The 18,756-nt window shown below is 31.7% G+C and carries 18 protein-coding genes; 7 read left to right on the forward strand and 11 right to left on the reverse strand.

The genetic code is table 11. From position 1 onward, the window contains the following. Window positions 1-67: 67 nt before the first annotated feature. The gene (locus tag D3P13_RS09990) at window positions 68-811 is read right to left on the reverse strand and encodes a LytR/AlgR family response regulator transcription factor (protein ID WP_117881909.1); all 744 of its coding nucleotides are present in this window, start codon (window positions 809-811) and stop codon (window positions 68-70) included. A gap of 132 nt (window positions 812-943) precedes the next feature. Beyond that, window positions 944-3,163, reverse strand: a complete 2,220-nt coding sequence (locus tag D3P13_RS09995; protein ID WP_117881911.1) for a histidine kinase — start codon at window positions 3,161-3,163, stop codon at window positions 944-946. Between the two features lie 215 nt (window positions 3,164-3,378). On the opposite strand from D3P13_RS09995, the gene D3P13_RS10000 reads away from it, so the two are divergent. Together D3P13_RS10000 and D3P13_RS10005 are read left to right on the forward strand one after the other, a co-directional pair. Continuing rightward, on the forward strand, window positions 3,379-4,533 hold the full coding sequence (locus tag D3P13_RS10000; protein WP_117881913.1) for a vWA domain-containing protein: 1,155 nt from the start codon (window positions 3,379-3,381) through the stop codon (window positions 4,531-4,533). Between the two features lie 14 nt (window positions 4,534-4,547). Further along, on the forward strand, window positions 4,548-5,219 hold the full coding sequence (locus D3P13_RS10005; protein WP_157972883.1) for a hypothetical protein: 672 nt from the start codon (window positions 4,548-4,550) through the stop codon (window positions 5,217-5,219). 8 nt (window positions 5,220-5,227) lie between these two features. On the opposite strand, the gene D3P13_RS10010 is transcribed toward D3P13_RS10005, so the two are convergent. Then, window positions 5,228-6,223 (reverse strand): PorP/SprF family type IX secretion system membrane protein, encoded by a 996-nt coding sequence (locus D3P13_RS10010; protein ID WP_117881916.1) that lies wholly within the window; start codon window positions 6,221-6,223, stop codon window positions 5,228-5,230. A gap of 31 nt (window positions 6,224-6,254) precedes the next feature. After that, window positions 6,255-8,930 (reverse strand): T9SS type B sorting domain-containing protein, encoded by a 2,676-nt coding sequence (locus D3P13_RS10015; RefSeq protein WP_157972884.1) that lies wholly within the window; start codon window positions 8,928-8,930, stop codon window positions 6,255-6,257. Between the two features lie 59 nt (window positions 8,931-8,989). Between D3P13_RS10015 and D3P13_RS10020 the strand changes: the two genes are divergently transcribed. From D3P13_RS10020 to D3P13_RS10040, 5 genes are all read left to right on the forward strand, one after another. Next, window positions 8,990-9,883 carry a NifU family protein gene (locus tag D3P13_RS10020; protein WP_117881920.1) on the forward strand — a complete coding sequence of 298 codons (894 nt, stop codon included), beginning with the start codon at window positions 8,990-8,992 and terminating at the stop codon, window positions 9,881-9,883. Between the two features lie 45 nt (window positions 9,884-9,928). Beyond that, a complete protein-coding gene (locus D3P13_RS10025; protein WP_117881922.1) occupies window positions 9,929-10,129 on the forward strand; it encodes a dodecin family protein in 201 nt (66 codons plus the stop codon). A 221-nt stretch (window positions 10,130-10,350) separates the two neighbouring features. After that, on the forward strand, window positions 10,351-12,411 hold the full coding sequence (locus tag D3P13_RS10030; RefSeq protein ID WP_232829168.1) for a thioredoxin domain-containing protein: 2,061 nt from the start codon (window positions 10,351-10,353) through the stop codon (window positions 12,409-12,411). After that, window positions 12,408-12,767 (forward strand): DUF1304 domain-containing protein, encoded by a 360-nt coding sequence (locus D3P13_RS10035; protein ID WP_117881926.1) that lies wholly within the window; start codon window positions 12,408-12,410, stop codon window positions 12,765-12,767. Before D3P13_RS10030 ends, D3P13_RS10035 begins: the two co-directional genes overlap by 4 nt. A 15-nt stretch (window positions 12,768-12,782) precedes the next feature. Next, window positions 12,783-13,595 carry a mechanosensitive ion channel family protein gene (locus D3P13_RS10040; RefSeq protein ID WP_117881928.1) on the forward strand — a complete coding sequence of 271 codons (813 nt, stop codon included), beginning with the start codon at window positions 12,783-12,785 and terminating at the stop codon, window positions 13,593-13,595. On the opposite strand, the gene tsaB is transcribed toward D3P13_RS10040, so the two are convergent. From tsaB to D3P13_RS10075, 7 genes are all read right to left on the reverse strand, one after another. Continuing rightward, entirely contained in the window at window positions 13,596-14,270 is a 675-nt protein-coding gene (tsaB, locus tag D3P13_RS10045) for a tRNA (adenosine(37)-N6)-threonylcarbamoyltransferase complex dimerization subunit type 1 TsaB (RefSeq protein ID WP_117881930.1), read from the reverse strand. A gap of 107 nt (window positions 14,271-14,377) precedes the next feature. Continuing rightward, window positions 14,378-15,715 carry a TolC family protein gene (locus D3P13_RS10050; protein WP_117881932.1) on the reverse strand — a complete coding sequence of 446 codons (1,338 nt, stop codon included), beginning with the start codon at window positions 15,713-15,715 and terminating at the stop codon, window positions 14,378-14,380. Window positions 15,716-15,905: 190 nt separating this feature from the next. After that, window positions 15,906-16,112, reverse strand: coding sequence for a hypothetical protein (locus D3P13_RS10055; RefSeq protein WP_117881934.1), 207 nt, complete (start codon window positions 16,110-16,112; stop codon window positions 15,906-15,908). A 213-nt stretch (window positions 16,113-16,325) separates the two neighbouring features. Further along, window positions 16,326-16,844: a DUF420 domain-containing protein gene (locus D3P13_RS10060; RefSeq protein ID WP_117881936.1), complete on the reverse strand. Its 519-nt coding sequence runs from the start codon at window positions 16,842-16,844 to the stop codon at window positions 16,326-16,328. Then, window positions 16,844-17,476, reverse strand: a complete 633-nt coding sequence (locus D3P13_RS10065) for an SCO family protein (protein WP_117881938.1) — start codon at window positions 17,474-17,476, stop codon at window positions 16,844-16,846. The genes D3P13_RS10060 and D3P13_RS10065 overlap by 1 nt, the downstream gene beginning before the upstream one ends. Before the next feature lie 91 nt (window positions 17,477-17,567). After that, entirely contained in the window at window positions 17,568-18,212 is a 645-nt protein-coding gene (locus tag D3P13_RS10070; RefSeq protein WP_117881940.1) for a hypothetical protein, read from the reverse strand. A 184-nt stretch (window positions 18,213-18,396) separates the two neighbouring features. After that, the gene (locus D3P13_RS10075; RefSeq protein ID WP_117881942.1) at window positions 18,397-18,756 is read right to left on the reverse strand and encodes a cytochrome C oxidase subunit IV family protein; all 360 of its coding nucleotides are present in this window, start codon (window positions 18,754-18,756) and stop codon (window positions 18,397-18,399) included.

Below are 18,756 nucleotides of genomic sequence, written 5' to 3' on the forward strand. Positions count from 1 at the left end.
TCAATTTATAGGATAGCTAACTATAAAAATTATTAAGGTTTTAAAAAACTTCAGAGTACTAACCTTACTACTTAAAATAAGATAAAAAGTCTGCTTTTTTTGATGCTGAAACACTTAATTCTTTTCCATTAGATAAAGAAACAGTACCTCCCTTTCCTTTTTTATAAGATATGATATAAGACACATTTACTAAATATGATTTATGAATACGTGCAAAACCACTTTCTTTCAAAATATCTTCAAAATACTTTAAAGTTTTACTCACTAATTTTTTATGCTTATTCTCTAAAAATATCTCTGTGTAGTTGTCATCTGCCTTGCAATACATAATGTCTTTCATTTCTAAGACTTCGAATCCGTCTTGCGTAGGTATGGTTATTTTACCTTCATTCACTTTAATTTTCGGTACTAAACCTACATTTTGCAATTCACTTTCTTTCGATCTTAATGTGGTTACATAATCAACTGCTTTAATTAACTCATCTATGGAAATTGGCTTTAACAAGTAATATGAAGCATGATTGTTTAATGCATCAATAGCGTATTGATTGTAAGCGGTTACAAAAACAACTTCAAATGTTGTGTTTCCTAATTTCTCTAGTAAATCAAACCCACTACCATAAGGCATTTCTACATCTAAAAACACTAAGTCTAACTCGTTATTACGAATTAAAACCAACGCTTCATCAATATTTTCAGCTTCACCAACAACCTCAACTGTTGGGCAATATTTACCAAGATAATTCTTTAAGATTTCTCTACTAGTTTGCTCGTCTTCTACTATAATGGTTTTTAAGAGTCCTTTAGTCATTGGTATTTAGTGTTTAGTCAGTCTGAATTAGTTTTAAACATCATTTAGTCTGAAAGCGTAATTATTATTTTGTTAGTTCATCGTTTTGGTTCAAAAATTTCTTTACTTCAATCTTTCTATTTAAGTGTTAAATCAATCCTTTTTCAAAATCAAAACCACTTTGGTTCCTGTTTTATCCTCATGCATATCTTCAATAAAAACATCTACTTTATCTTTATACATTTGATTTAAAATCTTTATTCTCTGTTTTATATTTTGCATTCCTTTCGACTTTTGTTTTTTCTGATGCTCCGTTTTTAAAGCTTTAGACTTAACTCTACCAATACCATTATCTGATATTTCAATTTTAATGGTTTCTTCATCAATTTTGTCCAGGCTTACTTTTAAAAAACCTTTTTCCTTTTTATAGCGTAAACCATGCCACACGGCATTTTCCACATATGGTTGTAACAGCATTGGTGGAATTTGAAATTGTCCTCTATCAATAGATGCATCGACATTTAATTCATAATCAAACTTATCTTTAAAACGAGAGTGTTCTAATTTCAAATAAAGCTCTAACAATTCAATTTCATTTTCTAGTGGAATAAAATCTTCTTCAGAATTGTTCAACACACTTCGCATTAAAGTAGAGAAATCAGTCAAATATCGATTGGCTGTCCGTTCATCATTTTGGCTTATAAAGCTGTTCACTGAATTTAAAGCATTAAAAATAAAATGCGGATTCATTTGTGTACGCAATGATTTTAAGGCCAGTAAATTATTTGCCAATCGTCTTTGTTTATTGCTTCTTATCATCCAAAACAAAGAGAATAGCAACAATAGCAAACCTCCCATTAACGCATAAATTATGAGTTTTTGACGTCTATCATTTTCAATAGTCAATCTGCTCTCTGATTGACTTAATTGATACTTACTTTGTGTTAATTCCCTGTCTTTTTCTAAGCTAGTAATTCTATTCTGTTTTTCTGATAAATCTCTATTAAGACTAACGACAGCATTTATTTCCTCTTCCTTTTGTTGATATAATTTATCAACTAAAGAAACATATTTTTGATAATTACTCAACGCTTTATTATCATCTCCAACAGAAGCGTATGCTTCTGACAAACGTTGTATGGCATCTTTTTGCGTTAAAATGTCTTCATTGTTTTCCGCTTCAGAAGCACTTTCCTCTAAAATAGGAATGGCTTCTTCAAAATTATTTTGTTTTAATAAAGCATTTCCGAGGTCATATTTAACTTTAGGTTTTGACAAAGCTTCTGAATCATCCTCCATAACAATCTCACTAAGCTCAGCGTCTTCTAGATTTTTTAATGTTTCTTTTCTAAGTAATACCTCTTTGTCAACGTTTTTATTACGACTGTAAAAATCAGCCGTTCGTTGACTTTGAATCGCTTCTTCTTTTGGACTTTGTTTACGAACATTAGCACGAGCTTGCATTAAAAAACCTTCTGCCTTAGCAATTTGCCCACTTGCCTCTAATGCTTCTGAAATCCTTGTGTTTAAATCTGTTATTTCAGCTGTATTTTTTTCCTTTTGAGCTATTGTTAATGCTTTTTGATATTGAGCTACAGCCTTGTTATGTTCTTTTAATTTTAAATAGACATTCCCTAAACCTTTATGTGCCGCTATTTTTTGCGTATCTAACAATCCACTTTTACCTAATACTTCATTATATTTACTTTCACTCTTTTTAGTATCGTTATCCCGAAAATAAGCATTTGCCAATTTTAGTTGTATCGCTATATCATCAATATTATCAATAGATATTTTATAATTACTGGCAGCTAAATCATATTGCTTTAAATTCATATAAACATCTCCGAGAATAGTATATGAATCTGCCAATTGACTTTTATTATTATTGTCATTTGCAATTAATAGTGCTCCTCCAACTTGATCTATACTTTTTGTGGGGTTTCTCTTTTTATTATAACTAGCTGAATCTAAATAAAGTCGAAATTCAGATGACCCTCCTCGCCTACTAATTTTAGAAGACGACCCTATTTTTTTCTTTTCATCATTCTCAATAACTCCAGATTCATCTTGAACTTCATAATACACACTACCTGTTAAACGATAGGTATTTATAACGACTCCATTTTTACTCAACTCAATTACATCTCCATTACTAGCATTGATAGAAAACTCTCCATTCGAATTCGTTGTTGTTCTTAACCCTTTGCTTTTTACACGTACGGTAAGTCCACTTAATGGTGTACCACTTTCATCAGTAATCCTATCTGAATAGATCTTATTAGGAAGTGCTATCCTATCATTTTCTTGGGCCTGCACATAAGAAAATACCACAAAAAATAGCATGATAAGTATGTAAAGTTTTTGCTTCATTAGGTTTCTTTAATTATGTAAATCTACATACTAAAATTGGTTTAGTAAAATGGCCCTAATCTATAAACAAGGAATTTGGGGCTTATTTTAGCCATGGATTCCTACTTCACTTTTTTAAAAGTCATTTTCACTCATTAAAACAACCATTTCACTCATTTGTAGTTTTTATAGCTCTTTCTTCTATATACTTTTACTCTGAATTTAAAACGAAAATTATGAACTATTCGAAGAAAAATCAAGGACTCTCTTTTAAAATTAAAAATGGTGTGAGTAAAATTTTAATACTAATTCTTGTCTGTAATAGCTTCTTAAGCTATGCTAATGAAGAACATCCGAAGAAAAAAAACACTATAAAAGTAGCATTATTATTGGACACTAGTAATTCAATGGATGGTTTGATTAATCAAGCAAAAACCCAATTGTGGGAAATTGTGAATGAACTTTCCTATGCAAAATGTGAAAATGAAAATCCCGATTTAGAAATTTCATTATACGAATATGGAAATAGTAGCCTCCCTTCTAAAGAAGGATTTATCCGTCAAGTCATCGGTTTTAGCTCTGATCTTGATGAGATTTCAGAAAAACTCTTTGCATTAAAAACAAATGGCGGCAATGAATTTTGTGGTGAAGTGATTATGACCTCATTAAAGGAATTAGAATGGGGTAAAAACAAAAATGATCTTAACATCATCTTTATAGCGGGTAACGAACCATTTACACAAGGTAAAACTGACTATAAAGACGCAACAACACAAGCCAAAGAACAAGATGTTGTGGTAAACACCATTTTCTGTGGCAATTATCAAAACGGAGTATCTGGCATGTGGAAAGATGGTGCAACTTTAACTGGCGGTGATTATATGACTATAAATCAAGATGAAAAAATTGTACATATTGCTTCTCCATATGATGCCGTAATTATCAAGTTAAATAAGCAATTGAATGACACCTATATTTATTTTGGAAGTAACGGTTATACTAAAATAAGAAAACAAGCTCTTCAGGATAATAATGCTGCTGAATTAGACGAAGTTGTTGAAGTTAAGAGAGCCGTAAGTAAAAGCTCTAGAATATATAATAATGCTACATGGGATTTAGTAGATGCCGAAAAAGAAGCTGGATTTAGTTATGATAAATTAGACAAAAAAACCTTACCTGATGCCCTTAAAAATAAATCATCAAAGGAGATTAAAATCTATGTTGCTTCTCAAAGTAAAAAACGAACTGAAATTCAAGAAAAGATTCAGGAACTGAATACTAGAAGAAATAAGTATGTAGCCGAAAAACAAAAGGACAGTAGCAAAGGCTTAGAGAATGTTATGGTAGAAGCCATAAAAAGACAAGCGAAAGGAAAGAACTATAAATGGTAATTGAAAATAACAACATGAAAAAGTATCAAATTTTGATGACGATAGCATTCCTAGGGATGCTATTTTTATCTTGTGCGAAATCAGCGGATGATGAAAATACGAATACAATTATTGACAAACCAGAAAATCAGAAAACAGTAGCAAACACTCTTGTTGCCAATTTGCCAACTCTTATTGAAAATACCGATTTTATCGTTTTCTCTATTCAAAACAATGAGGTTCGCGAACAAAAAAGAAGTTCTTATGCTAGTGATGATTGGTACAATAACTATCTGGATAATCTAATGTTTCAAAATATAAAAACACAAGAAACTCATATTTTAACTAAGAAAAAGATAAAGATTATTTCTTTTGAAAGGTTAATTGACAGCCTTACCCCATCATTAAACACAACGATTTACCAAGTAATTGATTCGTTTCCTAACAATGAAAAACAAGAGGCCTTTACAGCATTATATTTAAGTACCAATGCCGGTAGGAATTTTACAAAAATCACAAAAACTAATGAGCATTTAAAGAACTGGAAATATATTCCTGCAACCGAAAATATTTACTTTACAACAAATGATGATATTGACAATAACAGAAAACTCAATGACAAGGATAGCCAATCGATGCATTCTGTTTCTACAAATGATTTTATTCGGAATAATTTGTTAGTAGAGGAACTAAAAAATTTAAATTAATTTAAATGTTAATTATCATTTTTAAATAAAAATGGATTAAATCTAGGAATATACCCATGGTCTTTAGGTCTTTTATTGAATAAATTAATACCCAACGTAAATTGATGGAAGCCTCCATTAGCATATGTTATATTCCCCAATTGATGCGTATAAGTGTAAGAAAGTAAATAACGATCAATTTCAAATCCCGCAATTGGAGTCAATTGACTCAATTCTTGTAATTTATTACCATCTAAACTTTGACGGTAACTTAACGCAAACCATATACGCTTATTTCTATCTAATAGTTTATACACTTTGGCATTTAGGTCAACATTAAATTCGCCTGTTTTTTCAACATACTGCAACATTACAGAGGGCTCCACCTGAAATCGTTTTTGCCAACCAAAAAAGTAACCCATATTTAAAAGATAGGTTCGTAAGTTCAATGAATTGTAATTATTATCTACAGAATTTTTAGTATTTAACAACAGGTTTTTTGCTGTTAAATAAACGTAGCCATCTAAATTAAAGTAAGCTGCACTAAAATCGGCATTCACATAATGATCTGATTCAATAACCTGTGAAATAACGGGATCATAAGCAGTAAAACTACGCTGGTCTAAACTATTTTGCACATAAGACCCAGATAGTGATAATGAAAGCTGATTTAAGGCATCATCTCTCCCAAAATTAAGATGATAGGCATAAGTTGCACGTACTCCTAATTGCGAATGATATCCATTTTTATCATTAAACAACATACCTCCCAAAGCCATTCCTTTTCCAAACCCTTGATGGTAAGTTAATGTTTGTAAAGACGGAGCATCCTCATTATCTGACCATTGTTGTCTGTGTGTTAGTCTAAATTTAGCTGAATTTCCTATACCAGCTGCTGCTGGATGCACTAAGAATACGTTATCCGATAAATAATCAGAATAAATAGGCAAGGTGCCCTGAGCTTTCAAACTGAAAGTACTAAAAGCAATAATTAATATTGCTAAATATTTTTTTAAATCATTCATTCAAATATAATTTCTTGAGTCTTTTTATTAACTATCGTCTAATTAAGCTAAAGTTACCTTTTAGCGTTCTACCATCTTCTAGTTTTACCTTAAACCAATAGTCAGATTCTGGCAATAATTTACCTCTGTATGTTCCATTCCATCCTTCAGAAGTGGGATCAATTTTTGTTATAACCTTACCAAATCTATCAAAAATATAAATTAGAGAGGTAGGCTGAAAGCTTACTCCATCTATTTGCCAAGTATCATTAAATCCGTCGCCGTTTGGCGTAAAAAATTTAGGGAAACCAATTACAGAAACTTCTTCTTCTAAGGTACCACAGCCATTTTTATCTCTAATGTAAATGGTATGAATGCCTGAAGTAACATTCTCAAACATATTAGAATCTTGGTATACATCATACTGATTGTCTAGTGCATATTCATAATCTCCTTCACCAGTAACAGTAACAGTTACTGTATTATTTTCTGCTGCATCTTCCACTTTAAAATCTTGAAATGCAGCAATATTAGATGCACTAATCAAAATGGTTTTTGTTCTCGAACAGTTGGTTAGTGAATTGTAAGCAGTAAGTTTATAGCTACCAGGTTCTGTGAAATTATAAGAAGCCATGGTACCATTAACCAAAACATTATCGTTGTTATCAGTCCATTGATAATTGTAAACATCTTGTGGATTAATAACAGAAACAACAACGGGATCTAATGGGTAGTTTATACATGTAAAGGCATCTTCTGGAAGTTCAAAATTTGGCAACTCGTTAACTTGTAAAGTAACAAAATAGCCCAATCCTAAACACTTATTATTATCCTCACTCTCAATTCGAACGACTATTTTTTGCGTAAAAGCAGTTGTATTTGTATAATTTTCAGGATTTATGGCATTTATTTCTTCCAGTCCATCGGACATGCTCTCGTAATAAGTAACCGCTAAATTCTGATTACTTGGTAATTGATCTAAAATAGTTGCTGAGGCATCAGTAAAATTAAATGATGTAAATCCATTTGTATCATCCCCGTCGGTACTATAATCACATTCATTTATAATTAATGAATAATCTGAATTAATTGAAGTTGACGATACTTTTAAATTGATTTCTACAATTTTCTCACAGCCATAAGTATTTTCTACACGTGCATAAACTATAGATGCAAGTGCATTAGAAAAAGTTTGAGGGTTTTGGATACTATTGACAATATTACCTTCAGTAGCATCTATATTCTTTTGATAAAAACTAATATTCAAATTTGCTGGATCGGCAACCATTAATAGGATAGCTTCTTTTAGATTAAATGTAGTAATCCCATCCGTATCATCATCACATTGAAACAAATCTATCGGAGTAGTTACCACAGGTACGTCAAAAATGGTAATTGTCTGTGTAATCGTTTTTGTTTCTGTTGCTGTAGTTACATCAACATTAACAATATAATCGGCCGCTGTTGTATAGGTATGTGATGGCTCCAAATCTGTTGATATTGATCCGTCTCCAAAATCCCATTCAATGGATAAAATAGGCTCATTAGACTCTATTGAAAATTCTGTCTCATTTCCCAAACAAAGGTTTTCCGTTCTAATTAAGGCTGCAAAAAACGATTGAATAAAAGGTGGTAATCCTTGCGTACCTGACCTTCCGCCAAGGCTAATAGCATTATGTGTATAGGTAGCCCCATCACTATCGGGATTATTAATTACACCTAAAAAAGAGGCATTATCTATAGTTCTATAAATTTTACCGTCGACACCTACTTGCAATGCGGCCCTTGAATTCAAATAGGAGTGCATTTCAATTTTATTGGCATTTATGTTTGAAATAGATGGGTCTGCTAAATCAAGTGAAAACTTGAATAATTTTTCTAAATAAGGTCCGTTTCTACCAAAATTACCTGTAGAGATATATAATTTCTTACTTAATGGAGAAAACTCAACACCATAACCAAACTCATTTAACAAATCTAATCGACGTTGGTTTGAAACACTACCAGTGGCACTATCAAAATCATATAAGAAAGTACCTGAAGACATATTTGCGGAAACTAAAAACTTTCCATCTGGTGACGTTTTTAAATACCCCCTCATATCATCTGGGTTCATAAAACCAAGATTTCCAGCAACAGGAGTACTTTCAACTCCGTTTTCATCAACTTTGTAGACATAAAAACGTCCTTCCTTAGTCGCTATTACCCAAAAAGCCTCTTCATCTTTTACTTTTATGGCTGTAATTTTTTCAGATACGGGTAAAGACAATAGCGTTGTTGGTTTGGGAGAATTACTAGTTCCAATAACATCACCCAAACCACTATCCAAGGTCATATCAACAGTGTAATAATTGAGTCCATTTTCACCTCCAGACCAATCTACAGTAAAGATATAATAGATATTATTATCATCAGGTTTAGGTACAATAATGGCAGATTGCGAACTAGAAGAATCTCCTAAAAGGCCACTACCACTTGGCATTCTATTATGGTTCTTATTCCAAACAGTGGTACCATCCGTATAAAACAAAAGATTGCCGCCAATATCAGATATCGTTGCACAACCTTCAGTGGTAGATAAAACGCCCTTTGTATCTACTGTGGGTACTCCTGTGCTAAAATCTAAGCCTGCTCTATCACCAAAATACCAATGCGATGCTTCTTTTTGTGAAAAAGTATTTAGGGTTAGGGACAAAGAAAATAAGATGAAAAAGTAAAATCTCTTCAAATGAATAAGTTTAGGTTGTATCAAATATAGTATTACTTTTGTAATAAATTAATTTGAAGATGTTAAAAATAGATATAGAAAGTACTAAAACACCTACCATAATTAAGTTTGTGGCCAATAAAATTTTAACAGAGGGAAGCTTTGAGTATAATTCTGTTGAAGATGTAAAAAACTCAACATTTATTCAAGAGCTTTTTCATTTACCTTTTGTTAAAAAAGTATTTGTAACCGCAAATTTCATTGCTGTTGAACGCTTTGATATTGTAGAATGGACTGATGTTCAAGATGAACTTAAAGCCATTATCGAAAATTATCTTACGGTAAACGATAGTCTTTTTAATTCAAAAATAGAATCTAAAAAGATAATTGTTGATGTATATGCAGAAAGCACTCCAAACCCTGGGGTTATGAAATTTGTAAGTAATCAATTATTGACTTCAGAAAATATTGAAGTTACTTCATTAGAAGATGCGTTAGAAGTTCCAATTGCCAAAGAATTATATAGTTTTCCATTTGTAAATGAAGTCTTTATTAGTAATAATTACGTTTCAATTACAAAAAACAATAGTGTTGAATGGTTCGAAATAACAACAGCTCTACGCGATTTTTTAAAAAAATATTTGACGGAATCCAAACCAATAATTACAGAAAATTATGTTCCCATAGTACATGAAAAAGTAGAAATAGAACCAATAGCCACGGCAAACTTAGATGATATTTCGCAAGAAATTATTGCTATTTTAGATGAATATATAAAGCCTGCGGTAACCTCGGATGGTGGTAATATTATGTTTCAATCTTATGATGCCAATACAAAAACAGTAAGCGTAATTTTACAAGGAGCTTGTAGCGGTTGCCCTTCTTCTACCATTACTCTTAAAAGTGGAATTGAGGCCACTTTAAAACAATTATTGCCCAATAAGATAGAGGAAGTTGTAGCATTAAATGGATAAATTCGTATATTTACGTTCACTCATTTTAATTTAAAAACAAATATTATGGCAGTAATGAAAGTAATTGAAGTAATGGCGAGTTCTGACAAAAGCTGGGAAGAAGCTACTCGCAAAGCAGTAAAACATGCATCTAAAAGTGTGAAGCATATCAAATCTGTATTTGTACAATCTCAAAGTGCAGTTGTAAAAGATGGAGATGTAGAAGAATTTAGAGTAAATGTAAAAATTACTTTTGAAGTTCAATAACTCTTTCTTTTTAAAAAAATATTAAAACGTTTTGAACTTTTCAAAACGTTTTTTTTATTTGCATCACTTTCTTCTTTTTTTGTAACACTTAAAATAGCTTTTAGAGGCTTGTCATTATTCCTTATCTTTATCGCAATATTAAAATCATGATTCAAAAAATTTTTCTCCTATCATTATGCAGTATTCTGATGATTAACTGCACTAGTCAAAATAAAGAAGAGATGACAAAACATAAGTACACTAACAGTCTTATCAATGAAACTAGCCCCTATTTATTACAACATGCTCACAACCCTGTTGATTGGCACGCATGGAATGATGAAACGTTGGAATTGGCTAAAAAGGAAAACAAACTTATTTTAATTTCCATTGGTTATGCGGCATGTCATTGGTGCCATGTGATGGAACACGAAAGTTTTGAAGACTCTACAGTTGCAAAACTTATGAATCAAAATTTTATCAATGTAAAAGTTGACCGAGAAGAAAGACCTGATGTTGATCAAGTATATATGAATGCTGTGCAATTAATGACAGGAAGTGGTGGCTGGCCTTTAAACTGTATCGCCTTACCTGATGGTAGACCAGTTTGGGGTGGCACTTATTTTCCGAAAGAAAACTGGGTAAGTGCCTTGGAACAAATTACAAAACTCTACAAGGAAGATCCTGAAAAAATGGAAGAGTATGCTACGCAATTAACTACTGGTGTGCAGCAATCGGACTTGGTTACCATAAATACCTCCGAAAAAGAATACTCTACCATTGAATTAGACACCATTGTTGAGAATTGGAAGAAATATATGGATACGGACCTTGGCGGTAACGTAGGTGCTCCTAAATTTCCTATGCCTAACAATTATCAATTTCTATTGAGATATGCAGTTCAAAATGCTGACGATAAAATAATGGATTATGTAAATACCACGTTAACAAATATGGCGTATGGCGGTTTATACGATCAAGTTGGTGGTGGTTTTGCTCGCTATTCAGTAGATTCTAAATGGCACATTCCTCATTTTGAAAAAATGCTTTATGATAATGGCCAATTGGTAAGTTTGTATTCAAATGCATACTTGGTTACTAAAAACCCTTTATATAAAGAGATTGTTTATGAAACCACAGCTTTTGTAGAGCGTGAATTAATGGACAAAACAGGTGCTTTTTACTCTTCACTTGATGCGGATAGTAAGAATGAAAAAGGTGAATTAGAAGAAGGTGTCTTTTATGTTTGGAAAAAAGAAGAGTTAAAAAACATTCTTAATCTCGAAGGCTCGGGAGATTTCGATTTATTTGCTGCCTATTACAATATTAAGGATGCTTTTAAATGGGAAAACGAAACGTACCATTTGAATCGAATAGAAACAAATGATGACATTTTAGAAAATTTTCAAATCTCTAAAGAGAATCTTTCCAAAAAAGTAACTATCTGGAAAGAGACCTTACTTAAAGCCAGAAGTAAAAAAGACCGTCCACGTTTAGATGATAAAATACTTACAGAATGGAATGCATTAATGCTTAAGGGTTATGTTGATGCTTATCGTGTCTTTGATGACAAGCGTTTTTTAGAAAGAGCACTAAAAACGGCTAATTTTATTGACAAAACACAGCATAAGGCAGATGGTAGTTTATTCAGAAATTACAAGAATGGAAAAAGTAGCATTAATGCTTATTTAATTGATTATGCCACAACAATTGACGCATTTATTAATCTTTATGAAGTTACTCTTGATGAGCAATGGTTAAATGACGCAAAAAAAATGACCGATTATTGTTATGATCATTTTTATGATGACAAGAGTCAAATGTTTTTCTTTACCTCTGATGAAGATAAACAATTAGTAACTCGAAAAATTGAAACCGACGATAATGTGATTCCGTCTTCAAATTCAATTATGGCAAATAATTTATTCAAACTCGGACATTATTTTGCCAACCCAACCTATGCTAAAAATGCCAATCAAATGTTGCATAATGTTAAAGAGAAAGCATCAAAATATGCAGGTGGGGCATCCAATTGGTTGTTATTATATTCAAATTTTATAGGTGATTTTTATGAAGTAGCCATAGTTGGTGAAGATGCGTTAGAAAAATTAAAAGAATTTAATAAGAAATATATTCCAAATAAGTTAATCGTTGGTAGTACTGTCGATAGTAAAATGCCTTTATTAGAATATAAGTATTCAAAAAATGAAACCACTTTTTATGTCTGTATAGATGGTACTTGTCAATTGCCTGTTAATGAAACGGCAAAAGCACTTCAACAAATTAAAATACTTTTAAAATGAGAACGGTTCAAATAGTTTTAATTACACTGGTGGCTCTATTGCATTTCTATTTTCTAATATTAGAAATGTTTTTATGGACAACACCTAGGGCACTGAAAGCTTTTGGGCTATCCATTGAATTTGCTAAACAAACTGTGGTATTGGCAGCCAATCAAGGTTTATATAATGGTTTTTTAGCGGCTGGCCTTGTGTGGTCACTCGTAAACAAAAATTTTCCTGACCAAATTGCAATATTCTTTTTATCTTGCGTCATTATTGCGGGTATCTACGGTGCTTATTCAACAAAGAAAATAAAACTATTTTATATTCAAGGGGTACCAGCTGTTCTTGCATTAATTACAATTCTTTTCACTTAACAAATAAAACTAAATATGGATTTTGACAGTATTTTTGCGAGTATCACAACCTTCTTAGCTACTTATGGTTTCAGTATCATTGGAGCTATAGTTATATGGATAGTTGGTTCTTGGGTTATAAAAAAATTAATGAAGACTGTAGCCGGTGTAATGGCTAAAAAAGATTATGATGAAAGTCTACAAAAATTCTTAACAAACTTAATAGGTTGGGCATTAAAAATAATCTTAATTATTACCATTTTAGGTATTTTAGGTATTCCAACCGCATCTTTCGCTGCTATTTTAGCTGCAGCTGGTTTAGCTATAGGTTTAGCTCTTCAAGGTTCACTTGCTAATTTTGCTGGTGGAGTATTGTTAATGATTTTCAAGCCCATTAAAATTGGAGACTTAATAGAAGCTCAAGGAGAAATTGGGGTAGTAAAAGAAATTCAAATTTTTACCACTAAAATTATCACACCTGATAACAAATTAGTAATTATACCGAATGGTACTTTATCAAATGGCAACATCGTTAATTTTACGGAAGAAGGTCAATTAAGAGTTGATCTTACCATTGGTGTATCATACGATGCTGATATCAAACAAACAAAAGAGGTTTTACTTTCAGTTTTAACGTCTAATGATAAAGTATTATCTGATCCTGCACCTTCAGTAAACGTTTCTGAATTAGCGGACAGTTCTGTTAATTTTGCGGTTAGACCATGGTGTACACCAGCAAATTATTGGGACGTATATTTTGGTACAATGGAAAATGTAAAATTAGCCTTAGATAAAGCTGGTATTGAAATACCTTATCCACATGCTGTTGAAATACAAAAGAAAGGATAATTATTTCTTTGACTTTGTAACCATAAAATCTTTTAAATAAAAAGGTTCAAAATAAGCGACATCTTCGGTGTCGCTTATTTTATACTTATCAAAAGAAAGTTGAGCCATTTGTTTCGCTGAGGGAAAATATCCGTCAAGAAAAATAGCATTATTATTTTTCAATATTGTTTTGCATTTATCAGCCCCATCACCTAAAAAATATACATTCCCCTTACTTAAATATTCTGAAAACGAATTCTCGGTAATGACCTCCGCTTTAATTTCTCTAATTTGATTGTGGTTATGATTATAAACAGCACTGTAAACCTCCATCCTTCTCGCATCTAACATGGGTACAATTACGGCACCTTTATCAACGGTAAAGGCATTAGACAATGCCGTTAAAGTAGAAACAGCAATTAACGGTTTATCTAAAGAGAAACACAACCCTTTAGCAGTCGAAACTCCTATACGTAATCCTGTGTAAGAACCAGGCCCTTTGCTAACCGCAATGGCATCTATGTCACTTATTGATTTTCCGCCCTCTGAAAGGATGTTTTTGATTAAAAGGTGTAATTGCTCACCATGAGAATAGTTACCGTCATTTACTTCATTTAACGCAAGTAACACGCCATTTTCGGCTAAGCTAACAGAGCAATTTTTGGTTGCCGTTTCTATGTTTAGTATTAAAGACAAATTTTTAATTTAATTGGCAAAGATAAACTTTTGATGATTAATAAAACAAAATTCCAAACTCCTCTAATAGGAATTTGGAATTTATGATTTAAAATTTTAGATATTATTTATTCCAAAACGATTTCTTCACCAAAATAGAATTCTAATACTTTAGTTTTAAAGACATAATCGTATTTAGCTCTAATTAAAGTGGATTCAGCATCTACTAGTCTGCTTCGAACTTGATCAAAATCAAAAGAGGTCATGGCCCCTAAGCTATATCTTTGTTCCGCATTTTTAAAAGCTTCGTTTTGAGCGTTTAAAGATATATTGGCAACCTCATACGATTTTGCCGCTGCCTTAGAATCTAAAAAAGCTCTTTCAATGGTTTCTTTTAATTGTAATTTTTGGTCTTCTAAGTCAATCTCACTCATTTTTTGACTGATAATTGACCTGTTTACGTTAGCCTTTGTCTGATTTCTATTAAATATAGGGATGTTTAAAGACAATCCTCCTCCATACTGAAATCTGTCACTAAACTGATTTGAAAATCCTGTATTTACTTGACTTGGTAATAAATTATTAAATTGATAAAAATAGGATGTACTTGCACCTAATGAATAAGTTAGCGAAGGAAGATATGCTCCTTTTGCTAATTTAATTCCCAATTCTGCATTATCAACAGCTAGTTTTGCTCTTGCTATTTCCGCTCTATTCTCCAATGCTTTTTCATAAACCATTGTTGAATTATCATATAAAGTAGCAATAGACGGTGAACCAACATCAACTTTTGCTACATCAAAACCATCTGTATCTACCTGTAATAATTGGGCTAACGATAACAGAGCTAAATCTAAGGCATTTTCTTGTGTAACCACATTCTGAGCATCAGCTGCTGCCGTTGATTCTGCATCTAGTAAATCACCCTTTGGTTTTACACCAGCATCAACTTGTGCCTGTGTAGCTTCAATCTGTTTTGTACTGATTTCATACTGATTTTGAGCAACTTCTAAATTCTCCTTAGCAAATAAAATATTAAGATATGCATTCACAACAAATAATGAAATATCATCTTCAATTTTTTGCAAATCTAATTTACTTGCCTCAACCCCTAATTGAGCTTGCTTATAAGTCAATAAATTTCTATAACCATTAAAAATAGTACCTCCAGTTGATAAACTAAAAGATGTGCTAAAATTATTGGTGTTTTTTAAAATCCCCTCTTGATCAGGAGAAAGACCAGAACTAAAGTTACCACTTGAAGATGCCCCTAAATTAGGTAAAAAGTTACCTTTTGCACTTATGACATCAACATCGCTCATTTCAACTAACTTCTTATTCCTTTTTATGCTGATATTATTTTCTAAAGCATGTTCTATACATTCATTTAATGTCCATTCTTTATCTTGAGCAAAAGAAGTTGCTACAACAAGGAGTGCGGTTAAAACACTTAATCTGATTTTCATAAGTTTATAATTTTATTGACCCTTATTGTTCACATGGCAAGCCATAATTACCACTTAGATTTAAAATCTAAATTCTAGTTATGCTGTTTCATAAAACAATTGTTTCTAAAGGCTGATTCTACTGATTTTTTATATATGACGAACAAAAGTAAAACTTGTTACACTTAAACACTCTTAATGTATAATTAATTTATCCTTTTTTCATTTTTTTATATAGAAAATATCCTGCAACACCTACTAAGATATATGGAAAAGCCATAAGGTATACAATACCATTATTCAATCCCTCAGCCATTTCCGCATCACCAGACTCTACAACAGCCTTACACATAGCACATTGAGCACTAACCATTTGAGTAGCTATTAAAAAGAATACTATGAATAATTTATTTCTCATAAATTGATTTTTATTCAACTAAAAAACGGGATCAATTCGATTTACCAATTTTTCTTTGCTTTATTCATTTTATCGATAAAATTCGATGTTTCACTTCTTTAGTGTTGTTTGCAAAAAAATAACTGCCCCGCTATATACTGAACAAGTTCAGCATAAGTACAGGTTCAATTCTATTTACCAATTTTTCTTTGCTTCGCTCAAAAAACTGGAACCTCATTGATAATAAGGCGAAATCATCAAATAAACCACCACTCCCGATACGGCAACATAAAGCCATAAGGGAAATGTAAATTTCGCAATTTTTTTATGTTTTTCAAAATTATTAGTAATTGCTCTTACATAGGTAATTAATACAAATGGTATTACAATTATAGATAGTAAAATATGTGTCAATAGAATAAACAAATACACATACTTTATTGCACCTTCTCCACCATATTTAGTAGAGTCTGAGGTCATGTGATATAAAACATACAATACCAAAAAAATAACAGAACATAATATGGCCGTTTTCATAAGACCTTCATGTAAATTTCTTTTATTATTTTTAATAGCCCAGACCGCCACTATTAATACCAATGCAGTAAATGCATTGATTGAAGCGTAAATAGGTGGTAAAAAAACAGGTAATTCCACATCTATTTTAACGTTAAATAACCCAGCAACTGCCAGTGGAATAACTACGGACAACACAACAATCCATTTATTATATTTATTTGATGTTTGCTCCATTATTCATTTAATAAAATAGTAATATCTTCTTTTAACATTTGAACCTGTTCAGCATCCAATCCATCATAAAACTTTATCGGATTTTCAAATTCACCTGATGTAACTGTCCTTGATCTTATAAATCCATTTTTATCTACCAAGGCAAATAATCCAGAATGTTCAAACCCACCTTCTGCTTCTTCATTTTCTCCAGCATATAGCTTAAACCCTTTATTGGCAAAATCATAAATCACATCTTTATCTCCAGTTAAAAATTGCCAATTTTTTAGCGTTACATTATGTTTTTCTGCATACTTTTTTAAAGTTTCAGGAGTATCTCTCTTTGGGTCAATGGTTATTGATGCCATACCGAAATTAGGATTACCATAAAACTCATCTTGTATTTTAAGCATACTTTGATGCATTTTTGGACAAATAGTTGGACAAGAGGTAAAGAAAAATTCTACGACATAAACTTTATTCTTAAAATTTTCATTTGAAATTTCTTTGCTATTCTGATTGGTAAACTTAAAATCAGGTACTTTCTCAAATGTTAACAATGTAGTTGGTGATAATCTATTTACAATTTTAGGCACCGCCCAAATGCCAAAAACCAATACTATAAATGCAATACCTATGTATGTTTTTTTCATAATTTACAATCTAAACTCGTCGAAAAAACACCCCTAATGAGCTACGCTCATTATCCTCAAGGTGACCATTTTTTCTAATAACACTTTTTACTTAAATTTCTCTGTTGTTCTTTTTTAATGCCATTCTATATTCTGCAATTAAAACTTTTACATCATCTACCATTTTTCCATGTATTGGTGCTACTGTTTCAGCATTATACCCATACATTAATCCATTATCTTCATCATCCGTTCTTCCACGTAAATATCTATCCTTATCAATTATAAATGCATATGGAGAATAGCCATTTGCATCAATTTTAAGGTCGGTCTTTAAACTATTGAACAATCCTTCTATTTGTTCTTGGCTACCATATAAGAAATTCCACTTTTGCATATCAGTAGTTACCTTCAATTGCTTTACGAGTTCAGCTACTTGACTAGAAGAACCTTCTTTCAATACGACAATGAATTGAAAATCTTTAAACTTATAAAAGTGTTTGTATATTTTCTCATTTAGGTTTAACGCATTATTCTTTACCGTTTGCAAATCGTTCCCTAAAAAACTGAGCACTGTAATTTTACCATCTAAAGATATGGAAGCTCCTGTGCTTGTTTTAAATTCAGTTACATCACCAATTTCCTTATTCAGCACGGGTAGTTTAGCAAACTTATTGGTACCAGTCAATAGCAGTAGATAAAAGACCAATGGCATAATAAAAAGCCCCACTAAAATCCAAAATTTCTTTGATTTCATCAGTATTACTTATTGTTTATTTAAGGTCAAAAGGAATGTCAATCTTAACATTTTTGTTCTTTCTAAAAAAGAAAACCGACATTTCGAACCTATCAATTAATTTGATAACACAAAATTACGGTTCTTTAGCGTATAAAAAAAGCGGTTTAAAAACCGCTTTATATAATTTATATGTTACTAAAATTTAGTAGCTCCATTTTGTGTAGTTACTCATCACATCTCCAATATACCCTCCTTCAATCAACAATAAAGTTGCTAAATAACAAATTAAAAATACTGTTGTCCAAACGATGGCTCTACGTAAACCCGACTTCTCTTGCTTCAGGTGCATAAAATACCAAGCGATACCATATGCTTTTACCAATGTAAGTATTAAGAAAATCCAATTTAATAAACTTGTTCCTAAAAAAATAGTCAGGTGTAAGCCTTTTGGTTTTAAAATACCTAAGATTACTTCAACAATTGTAATTAGAGATAATGCTCCAAATACTTTCCATATTAATCCAACGTGCGATTCGTGTTCGTGTTCTTGATCGTGTGCCAT

Source organism: Aureibaculum luteum, from assembly GCF_003449015.1.
GTDB lineage: Bacteria > Bacteroidota > Bacteroidia > Flavobacteriales > Flavobacteriaceae > Aureibaculum > Aureibaculum luteum.

Excerpts from the sequence above, each read along its gene's own strand:
- D3P13_RS09990 (WP_117881909.1), bottom strand. The coding sequence starts at position 811 with ATGACTAAAGGACTCTTAAAAACCATTATAGTAGAAGACGAGCAAACT.
- D3P13_RS09995 (WP_117881911.1), bottom strand. The coding sequence starts at position 3,163 with ATGAAGCAAAAACTTTACATACTTATCATGCTATTTTTTGTGGTATTT.
- D3P13_RS10000 (WP_117881913.1), top strand. The coding sequence starts at position 3,379 with ATGAACTATTCGAAGAAAAATCAAGGACTCTCTTTTAAAATTAAAAAT.
- D3P13_RS10005 (WP_157972883.1), top strand. The coding sequence starts at position 4,548 with ATGAAAAAGTATCAAATTTTGATGACGATAGCATTCCTAGGGATGCTA.
- D3P13_RS10010 (WP_117881916.1), bottom strand. The coding sequence starts at position 6,223 with ATGAATGATTTAAAAAAATATTTAGCAATATTAATTATTGCTTTTAGT.
- D3P13_RS10020 (WP_117881920.1), top strand. The coding sequence starts at position 8,990 with ATGTTAAAAATAGATATAGAAAGTACTAAAACACCTACCATAATTAAG.
- D3P13_RS10025 (WP_117881922.1), top strand. The coding sequence starts at position 9,929 with ATGGCAGTAATGAAAGTAATTGAAGTAATGGCGAGTTCTGACAAAAGC.
- D3P13_RS10030 (WP_232829168.1), top strand. The coding sequence starts at position 10,351 with ATGACAAAACATAAGTACACTAACAGTCTTATCAATGAAACTAGCCCC.
- D3P13_RS10035 (WP_117881926.1), top strand. The coding sequence starts at position 12,408 with ATGAGAACGGTTCAAATAGTTTTAATTACACTGGTGGCTCTATTGCAT.
- D3P13_RS10040 (WP_117881928.1), top strand. The coding sequence starts at position 12,783 with ATGGATTTTGACAGTATTTTTGCGAGTATCACAACCTTCTTAGCTACT.
- D3P13_RS10050 (WP_117881932.1), bottom strand. The coding sequence starts at position 15,715 with ATGAAAATCAGATTAAGTGTTTTAACCGCACTCCTTGTTGTAGCAACT.
- D3P13_RS10055 (WP_117881934.1), bottom strand. The coding sequence starts at position 16,112 with ATGAGAAATAAATTATTCATAGTATTCTTTTTAATAGCTACTCAAATG.
- D3P13_RS10060 (WP_117881936.1), bottom strand. The coding sequence starts at position 16,844 with ATGGAGCAAACATCAAATAAATATAATAAATGGATTGTTGTGTTGTCC.
- D3P13_RS10065 (WP_117881938.1), bottom strand. The coding sequence starts at position 17,476 with ATGAAAAAAACATACATAGGTATTGCATTTATAGTATTGGTTTTTGGC.
- D3P13_RS10070 (WP_117881940.1), bottom strand. The coding sequence starts at position 18,212 with ATGAAATCAAAGAAATTTTGGATTTTAGTGGGGCTTTTTATTATGCCA.
- D3P13_RS10075 (WP_117881942.1), bottom strand. The coding sequence starts at position 18,756 with ATGGCACACGATCAAGAACACGAACACGAATCGCACGTTGGATTAATA.